The 14,471-nt window shown below is 36.6% G+C and carries 15 protein-coding genes; 14 read left to right on the top strand and 1 reads right to left on the bottom strand.

Annotated elements, in window-relative coordinates:
• Positions 1–123: 123 nt before the first annotated feature.
• Positions 124–1,011 (top strand): nuclease-related domain-containing protein, encoded by an 888-nt coding sequence (locus ACFSTA_RS08690; protein WP_377556224.1) that lies wholly within the window; start codon positions 124–126, stop codon positions 1,009–1,011.
• 86 nt (positions 1,012–1,097) lie between these two features.
• Here ACFSTA_RS08690 and ACFSTA_RS08685 read toward each other — a convergent pair whose 3' ends face one another.
• Positions 1,098–1,238: a hypothetical protein gene (locus ACFSTA_RS08685; RefSeq protein ID WP_377556223.1), complete on the bottom strand. Its 141-nt coding sequence runs from the start codon at positions 1,236–1,238 to the stop codon at positions 1,098–1,100.
• Between the two features lie 162 nt (positions 1,239–1,400).
• Here ACFSTA_RS08685 and ACFSTA_RS08680 point away from each other — a divergent pair, with 162 nt between their 5' ends.
• From ACFSTA_RS08680 to ACFSTA_RS08620, 13 genes are all read left to right on the top strand, one after another.
• A complete protein-coding gene (locus ACFSTA_RS08680) occupies positions 1,401–2,138 on the top strand; it encodes a YveK family protein (RefSeq protein WP_377556222.1) in 738 nt (245 codons plus the stop codon).
• A 2-nt stretch (positions 2,139–2,140) separates the two neighbouring features.
• Positions 2,141–2,839, top strand: coding sequence for a CpsD/CapB family tyrosine-protein kinase (locus ACFSTA_RS08675; protein WP_377556221.1), 699 nt, complete (start codon positions 2,141–2,143; stop codon positions 2,837–2,839).
• Between the two features lie 472 nt (positions 2,840–3,311).
• Entirely contained in the window at positions 3,312–4,085 is a 774-nt protein-coding gene (locus ACFSTA_RS08670) for a tyrosine-protein phosphatase (protein WP_377556220.1), read from the top strand.
• 210 nt (positions 4,086–4,295) lie between these two features.
• The gene (locus ACFSTA_RS08665) at positions 4,296–5,060 is read left to right on the top strand and encodes a tyrosine-protein phosphatase (protein ID WP_377556219.1); all 765 of its coding nucleotides are present in this window, start codon (positions 4,296–4,298) and stop codon (positions 5,058–5,060) included.
• Between the two features lie 214 nt (positions 5,061–5,274).
• Positions 5,275–5,931, top strand: coding sequence for a response regulator (locus ACFSTA_RS08660; RefSeq protein ID WP_377556218.1), 657 nt, complete (start codon positions 5,275–5,277; stop codon positions 5,929–5,931).
• A 276-nt stretch (positions 5,932–6,207) separates the two neighbouring features.
• A complete protein-coding gene (locus ACFSTA_RS08655; RefSeq protein WP_377556217.1) occupies positions 6,208–6,846 on the top strand; it encodes a helix-turn-helix transcriptional regulator in 639 nt (212 codons plus the stop codon).
• Between the two features lie 33 nt (positions 6,847–6,879).
• On the top strand, positions 6,880–8,715 hold the full coding sequence (locus ACFSTA_RS08650) for a polysaccharide biosynthesis protein (RefSeq protein ID WP_377556216.1): 1,836 nt from the start codon (positions 6,880–6,882) through the stop codon (positions 8,713–8,715).
• Positions 8,716–8,763: 48 nt separating this feature from the next.
• Positions 8,764–9,645 (top strand): UTP--glucose-1-phosphate uridylyltransferase GalU, encoded by an 882-nt coding sequence (galU, locus tag ACFSTA_RS08645; protein ID WP_377556215.1) that lies wholly within the window; start codon positions 8,764–8,766, stop codon positions 9,643–9,645.
• Positions 9,646–9,955: 310 nt separating this feature from the next.
• A complete protein-coding gene (locus tag ACFSTA_RS08640; RefSeq protein ID WP_377556461.1) occupies positions 9,956–10,228 on the top strand; it encodes a prepilin-type N-terminal cleavage/methylation domain-containing protein in 273 nt (90 codons plus the stop codon).
• A 744-nt stretch (positions 10,229–10,972) separates the two neighbouring features.
• Positions 10,973–12,088 (top strand): DegT/DnrJ/EryC1/StrS family aminotransferase, encoded by a 1,116-nt coding sequence (locus ACFSTA_RS08635; RefSeq protein ID WP_377556460.1) that lies wholly within the window; start codon positions 10,973–10,975, stop codon positions 12,086–12,088.
• A complete protein-coding gene (locus tag ACFSTA_RS08630; RefSeq protein WP_377556459.1) occupies positions 12,088–12,720 on the top strand; it encodes a sugar transferase in 633 nt (210 codons plus the stop codon). Before ACFSTA_RS08635 ends, ACFSTA_RS08630 begins: the two co-directional genes overlap by 1 nt.
• Positions 12,721–12,728: 8 nt before the next feature.
• The gene (locus ACFSTA_RS08625; RefSeq protein ID WP_377556214.1) at positions 12,729–13,346 is read left to right on the top strand and encodes an acetyltransferase; all 618 of its coding nucleotides are present in this window, start codon (positions 12,729–12,731) and stop codon (positions 13,344–13,346) included.
• On the top strand, positions 13,347–14,462 hold the full coding sequence (locus tag ACFSTA_RS08620) for a glycosyltransferase family 4 protein (protein ID WP_377556458.1): 1,116 nt from the start codon (positions 13,347–13,349) through the stop codon (positions 14,460–14,462). It begins immediately after the preceding gene.
• The last annotated feature ends 9 nt before the right edge of the window (positions 14,463–14,471 follow it).

Here is a 14,471-nt window from a genome sequence, read left to right as displayed (position 1 = left end):
AAAAAACCCTTTTCCTCTAGCCAAAGGTAATCTTTCAACCCTTTATCACGCGTCAAAATAATTTTTTACCTTTTGGTAAGAATTTGTTAATCATTGTATGCTAGAAAAAAAGGAGGGTTTATTATGAAAATTCGAGGTCTTCAAGTACCAAAACCACTGCAAAAACTACAAGCAGTAATTCCACGCTTACAGCCAGACTTTCCAAACTATGCCGCATTATGCAATGAGGAAAAGAACCGATTAAAAGGCTACAAAGGGGAAAAACAGATAGATTATTATCTAAATATCCTAGCCAATCGCTGCACAATCCTTCATGATGTCTATTTAACAGTAAACGGCAAATCGTTTCAAATTGATTCAATTCTTGCTACGAAACGTGCCTGCTATATAATCGAAACCAAGGACTATAATAAGAGAGTAATATTTGATACGGTACTAAAGCAATGTATCCTATCCAATGGAAAAGTAGAGACAGGTGTTAATTACCCCATTACCCAGGTCGAAAATCAAAAAATCCAGCTTGAGAATTGGCTTGCAAAACATAATATAGGTGACGTTCCAATCTACTATTTTGTTGCTTTAAGTAACCCAGGTACGATCATTGAAGTTAAAGGGAACGAACAGGAAATTGCTAATAAAGTCGTCCACGGTGACCAGTTGCCGAAATTAATATTAGATATTGATCGAAAGCTAGAAGACAAATTCCAGGATTATAAACTAGGTAAAGCCATCCTACAAGAATGTGGGGAGTTCGACTTTGATATCCTCCATAAATATGGAGTTAAATCAACAGATATCATGCCAGGAGTTCAATGCCCAGAATGCGGACTTTTAGGAATGCATCGCACCTATGCCTACTGGGAATGCCAAAGCTGCAAGTGCCGATCAAAGTCAGCGCATATTAAAGCAATATCCGATTACCTTCTAATTAAAAAGCTCCTTCATAACAAACAAAGATTGCATGCACTTTCTACAAATCAACTCCAAAAGTCTAGCAACCAGAATACTTAAAAAAAGTAATTTAATCTATCAAAAAGAACATAAAAGGTGGCACCAACGAAGTTGATCCACCCCTCCATCAAGTTGAGCGACACCCCCTAAAGTTGATCCACACTTCCACCAAGTTGAGCGACACCCCTCAAAAGTTGATCCACCCTTCCACCAAGTTGAGCGACACCCACCAAAAGTCGATCCATCCCACCACGAAGTTGAGCGACACCCACAAAAAGTTGATCCACCCCACCACCACCCTCCAAACCCGCTCATTCCCTCAACACAACATCTAGTAATTCGACACTATTTTCCAAAAAACGATACTACATTATTACTAGTTATGATATAATTTCCTTTGTATATGAAAAATTACATTATTTTGTAATATATATTTTGGAGGTTCTATCATGGAAGAAACAATTTCCTTAAAGGAAATATTTGATGTACTTAAAAAGCGCATTGGCCTGATTATTGGTCTGATCGTAGTGGCTGCTTTGATTAGTAGTGTGATTAGTTATTTTGTGCTAACGCCAACCTATCAATCTAGTTCGCAGTTTATTGTGAATCAGCAACAGCAGGATCCGAATGCACAATATAGCGTTAATGATGTACGGTATAATGTTGAACTTATTAATACGTATAATGAAATTATAAGAAGTCCACGAATTTTAGATTTAGTAATTGAAGAGCTGAATTTATCTCTTTCAAGCTCACATTTACAAGAGAAGGTGCAAGTGTCTAGTCCTGATTCTTCCCAGGTTGTTACGGTAAAGGCTACAGATATTGATCCTGAGCTTGCGACGGATATTGCGAATATGACCGTTCAGGTGTTTCAGGAGGAGCTTCCTAGTTTGATGAATGTGGATAATGTACAGGTTCTATCACCTGCTGTAACTGCCGCTGATCCTTCGCCGGTTAGTCCGAATAAAACACTAAATATCGCTATTGCGATTGTGCTAGGTGGTATGGTTGGTGTCGGTCTTGCTTTCTTATTAGAGTACCTAGATAATACGGTTAAAACGGAAGATGACATTGAGAAGCATTTAGATGTACCTGTGCTTGGAATTATCAGTCATGTCGATGATTCTGATCTTCGTGTTGAAAAATTACAAAGTGCAGCAAGTAGAAGACAGAGGGGGGCTTAATGGTGGCACGTCGAAAAAAACAAGCAATGTTGAATAGTGCAAGACATCTTATTGCAAAGTTGAACCCGAAGTCTCCGATATCTGAGCAGTATCGTACGCTACGAACAAATTTACAATTTAGTTCTGTTGATGAAGAGTTAAAAACAATACTAGTGACGTCAGCGGGACCGAGTGAAGGAAAATCCTCTACGATTTCAAATCTAGCTGTGGTGTATGCGCAGCAAGGGAAACGTGTTCTACTTATTGACGCGGATTTGCGTAAACCGACGATGCATTATACGTTCCGGATGGATAACCTAAAAGGGTTGAGCAATATTCTTGTTGGAGATACAACAATGGATGAAGCAATTGCAGATGGTGGTGTTCCTGGGCTAGATGTAATTGGGTGTGGACCAATTCCGCCAAATCCATCTGAGTTATTAGGATCCAGACGTATGGAAAAATTCATTGAGGAAGCGAAAAATCGATATGATATTGTTCTATTTGATGCACCGCCAGTTCTTGCGGTGACAGATGCACAAATTCTAGCAAATAGTTGTGATGGATCATTGCTAGTAATTCGAAGTAAACACACTGATTACGAAGGTGCGAAAAAATCGATTGAGGCTTTAAAACCTGCTAAAGCAAAGTTACTTGGTACGGTCTTGAATGATCGCGATAAAAAAGAAGCTAACTATTATTACTATTACGGAAACAACTAGGCTTTGTTCCCTGTATAGTCATGGGAAAATAATATAATATCCTTTATAAAGAACTCCTATTCTGCTATAGAAAAGGGGTTCTTTTTGGTAGACTAGGAAATTATAAAATTTAATACCTGTGGATACTTCTTGGCAAGAACAGCCACGTCCAGCTCCAGCGCCCAGCGACTAGCGCAACTTCCCTCACCTCCGTACGATAAGTCAACATCGGCTTCCTTCGGTCGCCGTGTTTCCTTTATCTCCTGCGGCTCAGTCCAGTTCGTACGTCGCTAAACGGGCGCTTGCGCTTTTGTTCTATGTCAGCAATTTGCATTACCAAATTTACAAAAATATGTATACGGTTACCAAAACATCTGTTATAATGAACGTAGTTAATTTTAACTAGGTAAAATGTAGTATTTTGTCGAAAAATTTCGTACGATAATTTTAAGAGATAGATTATGTTATTGTAATTCGAATAAGGGGTGAGTTTATGATCGATATTCATTGTCATATTTTACCTGGTGTTGATGATGGGGCAAGGACGATGACGGAGAGTATGGTAATGGCACGAGAAGCGGAGAAACAGGGGATCCAAAAGATTATTGCAACACCACATCATCAAAATGGGGCGTTTACGAATTCGGCAAGCGATATCAAGCCGATGGTCAAATTATTAAACGTTAAATTACTAGAAGCTAATATCCCAGTGGAAATTCTTCCGGGTCAGGAAACGAGGATATACGGTGAAATGGTTACTGACCTGAAAACGGGGGATTTATTACCGCTCAATGAGACGAGCCAATATGTGTTTGTGGAATTGCCTGATACGCATGTGCCACAATACACGACACAGTTATTATTCGATATGCAGATTGCAGGGTATATACCAATAATTACTCATCCGGAACGGAACCAGGAGTTAATTGATAATCCCGATAAGCTATATCGACTCGTGAAAAATGGTGCGGTAACCTCGATAACTGCAAGTAGTGTTATAGGGAAAGCAGGTAAGAAGATCCAAAAATTTACTCAGCAATTAATTGCATCAAATCTAACCCACTTTGTTGGATCTGATGCACATAATTTAAAAAGACGTGGTTTCTATATGAGAGAAGCATTTCAGGAAATTGGAAGAACGTTCGGAACCACCATTTCATATCAATTGATGGAAAACAGTGAGGCACTAGTAGGTGGACTTGCATTATATAAAAATGAACCAGAGCGTGTTGTAACGCAAAAGTTGTGGAAAGTATTTAGTAAGTAATTGAGAGCTAGAGATGGGTTCGATCGGATCTATATCTAGCTTTTTTGCGGCATGTAATTGTATAAAATTTACATAAATAGACCAAAATAACAATTACTAGTTCACTTTACCTATGGTATAGAAATTGTTAGACTTTTTTCCAAAATGCAATTGTAAATTAATGTCGACCTTTGCTATACTTGAATTACCAATTTACAGGAAGTGACCGATATGATCGATATTCATAGTCATATATTACCCGGGATTGATGATGGCGCGCAAACATTTACAGATAGTCTAGCAATGGCACAATCTGCTGTGAAACAGGGAATTCATACGATTATTGCCACTCCACATCATCAAAACGGTAGTTTTACCAACGAAAAAGAGGATATTCATACATTAGTATTAGAATTAAATGATGAATTACAAAACGAAAGTATTCCACTAAATGTCCTTGTCGGTCAAGAAACTAGGATCAATGGAGATATGATCGAGGAATTACAAAACGGTAAAATAGCAACTTTAAATAACACCAAATATGTATTTGTAGAGTTCCCATCTGGTCAAGTACCTCGTTATGCAAAGCAAATGCTATTTGATATACAGGTTGCTGGCTATACACCTATCATTGTTCACCCCGAGCGAAATCAGCAAATTATCGAACATCCATCGATATTGTATGACTTTGTTCATAATGGAGCATTAACCCAATTAACAGCAGCAAGCCTAATTGGGAATTTCGGGAAAAACATTAAGAAGTTCTCCCATCAATTAGTGGATGCAAATCTAACCCATTTTCTCGCATCTGATGCACATAATACCACTACTCGTGGCTTTGTCATGCAAGAAGCATATCAAGAATTACGTAAGGATCATGGCAATGAAGCATTTTACATGTTTATGGAGAACTCCCAATTAATAATTGATGGTGAAAACGTTATTCGAGAAGAACCTGAAATAATACGAAAGAAAAAATTCCTCGGAATTTTTTAATGACGTTCGCATAGATATAAAGCACTAGGAAATAACCAATATGTGTAAAGTATATTCGCTTTCGAGTTGGAATTGCCAATTGGTAAGGGTGCAGGTAAAAGCGGTATCTGTGTACGTTCGGGCGTCTTCTAAATTTTACTGTACGACCGATTAACTATGTCCAACCACTTTAACGCTCTAAAGCTATGAAATTTCACAAAAAGGAATGTCATCTATGATTAAAGTTTTGCTGGTTGAAGAGCAACGATTATTTCGAAATGGCGTGCAAGCGTTAATTGATCAGGAATCTGATATGGAAGTAGTGGGAATGGCAAAGGATGGCGATGAAGGGATTAAATTAGTAACAAAATTGAATCCGGATGTTGTACTAATGGATATCCATTTGCCGGATTTAGATGGCATTCGTGCTGCAACACATATGAAAAGCATGAATGACGATGTGAAAGTAGTATTCCTTACTTCGTATACGGAAAAGGATTTAATTATTCGAGGGGTCAGTATTGCGGAGGGGTTCTTATTAAAAGAACTACACCCTAAGGAATTATATCGAGCGATCCGAGATGCTTATCAGGGTCAAAATGTTTTGTCTGGGGAAGTGGCTGCCATTCTTGTGGATTCCATTCGGGAATTAACGATGAATACGAAGCAGGTTCTAGCGATTCGATTAGAAAATCGTGGTATTCGGTTAACGAGTAGAGAGCTGGAGATTGCGAAATTGTTTATGGAGGGTAAGACAAACAAACAAATTGCCCGGCACATTCATTTATCGGAAGGAACGATAAAGAATTATATCAGTGATCTTTATATGAAGCTTAATATCAACAATAGACAAAAAGCAATTATGTACTTAAATAATTTAGTTGATATGTAAAGCAAATGTAGGATTTTACCTCATACCTTACTATAAATAAGTTAATTATTTTTTAAACCTGACTATTTTCGACGGAATTATTACTTTATTTGGGAAAGTCACTATAGAAGGTGACTAGGTATTTAGTATTATAGTTTTAATTGTTATAAATGATATGGATTTATAAGATAAAAGAACTGGAAAAGTATAACTTTTTTCTATTAGTGTATATCATTTTCTAACTGTCTCATTGCATTTTATTAAGTCTACATATTACATTAGGCGGTCGAGAATTAGATGATAGATGTTATCGTAGTTAGTCACACTCCGTACATGCAATTGATTCATCATGAAATCTACCAAATAGAAGCTATGCAAGTAACAACTTTTCAAGAGCTTAGCATGGATTTCGTTACCAACATTCATGCTGATATTGTTATGTTCGATATCGATGCAATGGCTCTAGAGGAAACTAAACCTATTGTTCAATTATTAAAAGAAAAACAGATAAAACTTATCGGTGTTACGGAAGGAAAAGAAGCCTGCGCTTTATTTCCTTGGATAGAAGTTGGATTAGATACTGTTCTACATAAGGAAAATGATACATTAGAAAGAATCGCATTTATTCTTCAAACAGTAAATGAAGGCTATTATTATATTCCACAGCATACAATGCCGATATTTATAAAAGAAGTAGACAAGCTACAAACAATCCAGCGAGGAAAGTTCTACGCTAAATTACAGAACTACAACTATGATTTAAGTCCAAAAGAATCACAGATTGCTTATTTAATGCGACGTGGATTGAAAAATAGCGAGATTGCTAGAATTATTGGCGTAACCGAGGGCACGGTGAAAGTACATATAAGTCATATTTATAAGAAATTGGGGATGAAGAGACGGAAAGCTGTTGTGGAGTTGTTTAATGCAATGTAACCACACAGTGGAAGAGAAAGGGGTGTATATAAAATGAGTTATCGAAAGCGTTTGATATTATTAATTCTACTAGATTCCATCATTGTGACATTTGCTATCTTTGCTGCATCATGGATTGTCTATCCAGGTATGGCACTTAATTCATTTAATTTTCACGTTCTGACCATCAGTTCCATCGCACTATTATTTTTCCATCATTTTTATGCATTTATTTATAAATTATATAATAAGGTCTGGGCGTATGCGAGTGTCGGCGAGTTAATAGCGATAGTGAAAGCTATTACGCTGTCGGTTGTAACTACAGGAATGATTCAATTCTTAGTAAATGGATTCTCCCTATATAAGCGAGCACTAATTGTCACGTGGCTTCTACATATTATATTAATCGGTGGTTCACGGTTTATATGGCGTATCTACCGGGACCGCTATATTGCGAACGACAAAGGTAAAAAACGCACGTTAATTGTTGGTGCTGGTGCAGCGGGAACGATGATCGCTCGACAAATGAATAATAATCAAGAAAATAATGAGTTGCTACCAGTTGCATTTGTTGATGATGATATGAGTAAGTGGAAAATGGAAATCTATGGTGTACCAGTATTAGGTGGGGTAAAGGATATTGCTAGTATCGTAGAAAATCATCAAGTCGAACATGTCGTCATTGCCATTCCATCTTTACGTAATGGTGAACTACAACAAATTGTTGCGAAGTGTAACCAAACGAAAGCAATCGTGCAAATGATCCCGAAAATCGAGGATCTAATGACGGGTAAAATATCGGTTAGTAACTTAAAAAATGTAGAAGTAGAAGATGTACTCGGGCGAGAGCCGGTTGAACTAGATATTAATAAAATTTCAGAATATGTTACAGGTAATACCGTAATGGTAACAGGTGCCGGTGGGTCGATTGGATCGGAAATATGTCGGCAGCTAATGAGATTTACTCCGAAAAAAATTGTGCTTGTTGGCCACGGGGAATTCAGTATTTATACGATTGATATGGAACTTCGTGAAAAATATGGACAAACCAATATAGAAATTATTCCGGTCATTGGGGATGTTCAGGACCGTGAACGTATATTTTCAGTTGTAGAAGAACATCAACCAACGATAATCTACCATGCTGCAGCGCATAAGCATGTACCGTTGATGGAATATAATCCGCATGAAGCGGTCAAGAACAATGTGATTGGTACGAGGAATGTAGCTCAGGCTGCTGATGCTTTTGGAGTTAGTACGTTTGTGTTAGTTTCGACGGATAAGGCAGTTAATCCGACAAATGTTATGGGTGCAACGAAACGTCTTGCGGAGATGGTTGTTCAGGATATGGCAAAGTATAGTAAGACCAAATTTGTTGCGGTACGATTTGGTAATGTCCTCGGCAGTCGTGGTAGTGTTATTCCGTTGTTTAAGAAGCAGATTGAGCGCGGGGGACCGGTAACGGTGACACATCCAGAGATGACTCGGTATTTTATGACGATTCCCGAAGCGTCACGTCTTGTGGTACAAGCTGGCACGCTTGCACATGGTGGGGAGATTTTTGTGTTGGATATGGGTGAACCGGTTAAGATTGTGGATTTAGCTAAGAACCTTATTAGACTATCCGGTTATAGTGAAGAAGAGATTCCGGTAGCATTTTCTGGGATTCGACCTGGGGAGAAGATGTATGAGGAGCTTCTGAATGAGAAGGAAGTTCATCCCGGGGCTATTTATGAAAAGATTTATGTTGGTCGGACGGTTGAAGTAGATTCTTCGGCTTTGGATCGGTTGATTCGTAGATTTGATGGTTTGGATAATGTTCAACTTAAGAATGAGTTGATGGGAATTGTGTTTGAGGAGAGAGAATTGTTGACTGCAAAAGGCTTATAGGGAGCTTTTTAGTATTTTTGTAAATGTTTATTAATGGGGGTAATTTTTGTGAAGACAGTTAAAAAGGCCATTATACCAGCTGCGGGGTTAGGTACTAGATTTTTACCAGCTACAAAAGCAATGCCAAAAGAAATGCTACCAATTGTTGATAAGCCTACTATTCAGTACATAGTAGAAGAGGCTATTGAATCTGGTATTGAAGATATTATTATTGTTACGGGTAAAGGAAAACGTGCAATTGAAGATCATTTTGATCATAATTTTGAGTTGGAAGATAATCTAGTGAAAAAAGAGAAATTTGAGATGTTAGAAAAGGTGAAACAGCCTTCTAATGTTGATATTCATTATATTCGTCAAAAAGACCCTAAAGGATTAGGACATGCTGTATGGTGTGCGCGTAAGTTTATCGGGAATGAGCCTTTTGCAGTGTTGCTAGGTGATGATATTGTTCAAGCTGGAACACCTGGGTTAAGACAGTTGATCCAGCAGTTCGAGGAGACTCAACGTTCTGTTGTAGGTGTGCAGCAGGTTCCTGATAATGAAACACATCGTTATGGGATTGTGGATCCTAGTACTGTTGAAGGGCGTCGATATCGAGTAAATAATTTTGTGGAGAAACCAGCGCAAGGTACTGCGCCTTCTAATCTAGCTATTATGGGGCGTTATGTATTTACTCCAGAAATCATTACTTTCTTAGATAAGCAAGAGATTGGTGCTGGTGGTGAGATTCAATTGACGGATGCTATCCAGATGTTGAATGAGTTACAGAGTGTGTATGCTTATGATTTTGAAGGTATGCGTTATGATGTTGGTGAGAAGTTGGGGTTTGTGAAGACGAATATTGAAATAGCTTTGAAGAATGATGAGATTAAGGATGAGTTGATGGAGTACTTGGTTGGATTGGTGAAAGGCAGTAAGGTTGGGGTTTAGTTTTTAGCTAACCTATAGTTTGATGGTGAATTTTGTGGAACATTGAGGTTCTGTTGGATAAAATATGAGGCTAGTCTCAAGATGATTTTAATACAGGTGATGTCTCTTTACCTTTATCAATGGGGGCGCTCGGTTATGCTGTGGGTTGAAATATACCTTAGACACTTGTTGTCGGTAGTGTGGTGTGAGGTGGGGTTAGATGCCCTATTAATTATATTAATTCTAACTAGATTTGGCAGAGTAGCATTGAAAAAGTATTATCATTTGAATTTAAATTGTCAAATTGGGAGGGATTATTAAATAAAATGATATAACATCTAAACTAAAATACAATAGAGGGTTTACTTTGATGGATTTACTTGGCGTGTTAGCTATATTAAGTATCATATTACTTATCGTTGTTCCGAGCATTTCTTCTAGTGTTGAAAAAGCTAATAGGGAAGTTTGCTATTCAAATATTATTGAACTAGAAAGACATTATGAAATGCATTTAACACTTGATGATATTGAGCATTCTGAAACTCTTTTTTTTTTCAATTCATTAGAGAGTTTGATGAAACAATATGTCCAGAAGATGGAGTGATATCCTATGTGGACGGTGATGTTATTTGTAGTGAACACTCTGAGGGGGGATTGAAAATGATAGAATAGAGGAAGTGCCATTTTTGTAAGATAGTTAATAGATCGTTGTTAATGGGAAGGGAGTCATATATCTTGTTATTGCATCTGGTTCCAGATTATTTGGTTGAATGGTGTAGGGGAACTGAGTATCGTGGTTAGATAGAACGCTAGAAACCTTGCGGACTAAGGGTTTGAGGCGTTATTATTGAGATTTATAGATTGATTGAATGGTTTATATAATAGGAAGAAACTCGGTTTAAGATTTTTATAAAGTGATTATCTATTTCGTATTTGTTAGGTAGATTGAATAGATATTACGAGGTGAGTATCAGATAAACACAATATGTAATATTAAAATTTACTAAAAATCACATATTAAACGCAATATATTGATTTCATTTATTTTGTGTAACCATACGAATTACTATTATATGAAATGGATTTAAAAAACTGACACAAATTGATTAAGTAGATAAAAACACAATATATAGCATTTAAATCTGATTAAAAATAAGGAACGATACAACATATTGATTTTTTCATCTATTTCGCATAATGGCTATAATATGCGAAGTGGCTAAGTAGATAACAATTTTAGTGGCTTAGTAGTTGGTTAGAAAGGAAGAGGTTCTAATTAAGTCCTAATCTACTAAAATAATATTAACTTTACAAGGGAAGGAAGTCTAGAATAATGGAGTCAACAAAAGTGAAAGAAAGAATATTCCTTTCTTCACCACATATGAGTGATGAAGGTTATGAAATGCAATATGTACAGGAAGCTTTTGATACAAACTGGATTGCGCCCCTTGGTGAAAATGTAAATGGATTTGAAAGAGAGCTAGCTGGGAAGGTTGGTTCTAAATCAGCTGCTGCACTATCTTCAGGTACAGCAGCTATTCACTTAGCTTTAAAAGCAGCAGGCGTTGGAGAAGGGGATATTGTTTTCTGTCCGACACTTACTTTTTCTGCAACTGCAAATCCAATCATCTATCAAAATGCCACTCCTGTATTTATAGATAGCGATCATGAAACTTGGAATATGTGCCCAAATGCATTGGAAGAAGCATTTGAAAAATACCCAGAAGTAAAAGCGGTAGTTGTTGTTCACCTTTATGGCCTTTCTGCTGATATGGATAAGATTATGGAGATTTGTAAGAAACAAAATGTTGTAGTTATTGAAGATGCGGCAGAATCACTAGGTGGTTACTATAAAGGACAACACACTGGTACTTTTGGTGATTATGGCATTTTCTCATTTAATGGAAACAAGATAATTACTACGTCCGGTGGTGGAATGCTAGTTTCTAATAATGATGAGAAGGTTGCAAAAGTGAGGTTCTGGGCAACTCAATCAAGAGATCAAGCAAGGCATTTTCAGCATAGTGAACTAGGTTTTAATTACCGTATGAGTAATGTTGTTGCTGGTATCGGTCGTGGACAGCTTAAGGTTTTAGATAAGAGAGTAGAAAAGAAGAAATATATTTTTGAGTTCTATAAGAGAGAACTTGGTGAACTTGAGAGTGTTGAGTTTATGCCTGTTAATGAGTGGGATGAACCAAACTATTGGTTGAGTTCAATGACATTAAGAGGACAGGTTAGACCCTTTAATGTTATGGAAGCTCTAGAACAAGAGAATATTGAATCAAGACCAATTTGGAAACCAATGCATTTGCAGCCATTCTTTGAAAAGTTTGATTTTGTGGGGATTGGTGTATCAGAGAAACTATTTGAAAATGGTGTGTGTCTACCATCTGATACGAAGATGACGAATCAGGATTTGGAAAGAGTCGTTAAGATTATAAAAGGGTTGTGGTTGAAGTAATGAGGCATTCTAAAGGCGGTATTTATAGAAGAGTTTTAAAAAGGCCAATGGACTTCATACTATCCTTGATAGCTATTATAATGCTTAGCCCAGTTCTGTTAATGGTAGCTATACTCGTTAGAAATAAGTTAGGTAGTCCAGTGTTGTTTAAACAAAAAAGGCCAGGGCTTAATGAGAAGATTTTTATGATGTATAAATTTAGAACAATGACGGACGAAAAGGATGAAAATGGAGATTTACTTCCTGACAGTGTTAGGTTAACGAAGTTTGGCAAATTTCTACGTTCCACATCACTCGATGAACTTCCAGAACTTTTTAATATTCTTAAGGGAGATTTGTCTATTATAGGTCCAAGGCCTTTATTGGTACAGTACCTTCCTCTTTATAATAAGCATCAAAAGAGACGTCATGAAGTAAGGCCAGGTCTTTCTGGTTTGGCTCAGGTAAGTGGAAGGAACGCTATTAGTTGGGAAGATAAGTTTAATCTAGATGTGATTTATGTTGAAAATGTTAGCTTTAGTAATGATTGGAAAATCATTTTTTCTACTATTAAAAAGGTTTTTGTCAGGGAAGGAATTAACTCACAAACTGCGGCAACAATGGAACCTTTTAAGGGAACTAAAAAGGAATGAATAGAGCTATGAAAAATAAACTTCTAATTATAGGTGCTAGTGGTCATGGGAAAGTGGTTGCTGACATCGCATTACAAATGAATAGATGGGATAGAATTTTCTTTTTAGACGATAATGAAAGTATCGGATTGTCAATGGGTATAGAAGTCATTGGAACTTCGGATGATTTATTTGCTCATATCGATGATTACGACGTATTCGTGGGTATTGGGAATAATATTACAAGACAAAAGATATATTTGATGCTAGAAAAAGCAGGGGCTAGTATTCCGGTATTAATTCATCCGAATGCAGTAATTGGGAATCAAGTGGATATAGGGAATGGGACAGCAGTAATGGCAGGAGCAGTTATTAATTGCTGCTCTAAAATTGGAAAAGGTTGCATTATTAATACTGGTTCTACAGTAGACCATGATAATTATATTGAAGATTTTGTTCATATATCACCTGGAGTTCATTTAGCAGGAACCGTTAAAGTTGGAAAAGGTTCATGGATAGGTATAGGTAGTGTAATAAACAATAACCTAAATATCACTAGTGATTGCAACATTGGTGCAGGAGCTGTTGTTATTAAGGATATACCTGAGCCTGGAGTTTATGTTGGTGTACCAGTTAGGAGAGTTTAAATTATGAGGATTCTAGTATTAGCTAATTTCGGTATGGGATTATATAACTTTAGAAAAGAATTATTGGAAAAATTGATTGAACAGAATCATGAGGTTTATATTTCTTTACCAAATGACCAAGAGTATGTACCGAAGTTAGAAAGATTGGGTTGTAAGTTTATTAATACACCAGTAAGTAGAAGAGGGACTAACCCAATAACCGATTTTAGGTTATTATTGAATTACAAAAAAATGATCAGAAATATTAAGCCTGATGTGGTTTTAACATATACTATTAAACCTAATATTTATGGTGGATTAGCCTGTCGGTTAGCAAATGTGTCGTATCTTGTAAATATTACTGGATTGGGAACTGCTGTTGAAAATGGAGGGTTATTGCAAAAAATCACTCTACTGTTATATAAAGCATCCCTAAAAAGAGCGAAATGTGTGTTTTTTCAAAATAGCGGGAACATGAATTTCCTAACTAAACAGAAGGTAATTAAAGGAAACTATAAAGTATTACCCGGATCTGGCGTGAACCTCAACCATTATGCGCTATTGGATTATCCATCAGACAATACTACTATTAATTTTCTGTTTATTTCACGCGTGATGAAAGAAAAAGGAATTGATCAATATTTGGATGCTGCAAGTCATATTAAAAAAAAGTATCCAAATACTGCTTTTCATATTATAGGCTTTTGTGAAGATGCATATGAAGAAAAACTTATGGAAATGCAAGAAAAAGGGATTATAAAATACCACGGAAAACAAAGTGATGTAAGAGAATTTCACAAAATTTCACATTGTACAATTCATCCAACCTATTATCCAGAGGGTATGTCCAATGTTTTGCTTGAAAGTGCTGCTTGTGGTAGGCCAATTATTACAACAAACCGCAATGGGTGCAAAGAAATCATTGATGAAGGGATTAATGGTTATATTGTAGAGCAAAAAAACAGTCAAGATTTAATAGGTAAGATTGAAAAATTTCTAGATTTAGATTATGAGGCTAAAAGAGAAATGGGAATTGCAGGAAGGGAAAAAGTAGAAAACGAGTTTGATAGACAAATAATTATTAATGAATATTTAAATGTAATAAGAAAACAGGCGAAAGAAAATTATAATGATTGAAGGGAAATA

The organism is Ornithinibacillus salinisoli (genome assembly GCF_042684965.1).
In the GTDB taxonomy this organism is placed as follows: domain Bacteria; phylum Bacillota; class Bacilli; order Bacillales; family Amphibacillaceae; genus Ornithinibacillus; species Ornithinibacillus salinisoli.
The sequence above is the reverse complement of the archived record's forward strand: the minus strand, read 5'-3'. Positions and strand labels throughout refer to the sequence as shown.

What these genes read in the sequence shown, in the direction of transcription:
- ACFSTA_RS08690 (WP_377556224.1), top strand. Translation starts at nt 124, where the DNA reads ATGAAAATTCGAGGTCTTCAAGTACCAAAACCACTGCAAAAACTACAA.
- ACFSTA_RS08680 (WP_377556222.1), top strand. Translation starts at nt 1,401, where the DNA reads ATGGAAGAAACAATTTCCTTAAAGGAAATATTTGATGTACTTAAAAAG.
- ACFSTA_RS08670 (WP_377556220.1), top strand. Translation starts at nt 3,312, where the DNA reads ATGATCGATATTCATTGTCATATTTTACCTGGTGTTGATGATGGGGCA.
- ACFSTA_RS08665 (WP_377556219.1), top strand. Translation starts at nt 4,296, where the DNA reads ATGATCGATATTCATAGTCATATATTACCCGGGATTGATGATGGCGCG.
- ACFSTA_RS08660 (WP_377556218.1), top strand. Translation starts at nt 5,275, where the DNA reads ATGATTAAAGTTTTGCTGGTTGAAGAGCAACGATTATTTCGAAATGGC.
- ACFSTA_RS08655 (WP_377556217.1), top strand. Translation starts at nt 6,208, where the DNA reads ATGATAGATGTTATCGTAGTTAGTCACACTCCGTACATGCAATTGATT.
- ACFSTA_RS08650 (WP_377556216.1), top strand. Translation starts at nt 6,880, where the DNA reads ATGAGTTATCGAAAGCGTTTGATATTATTAATTCTACTAGATTCCATC.
- ACFSTA_RS08630 (WP_377556459.1), top strand. Translation starts at nt 12,088, where the DNA reads ATGAGGCATTCTAAAGGCGGTATTTATAGAAGAGTTTTAAAAAGGCCA.
- ACFSTA_RS08625 (WP_377556214.1), top strand. Translation starts at nt 12,729, where the DNA reads ATGAAAAATAAACTTCTAATTATAGGTGCTAGTGGTCATGGGAAAGTG.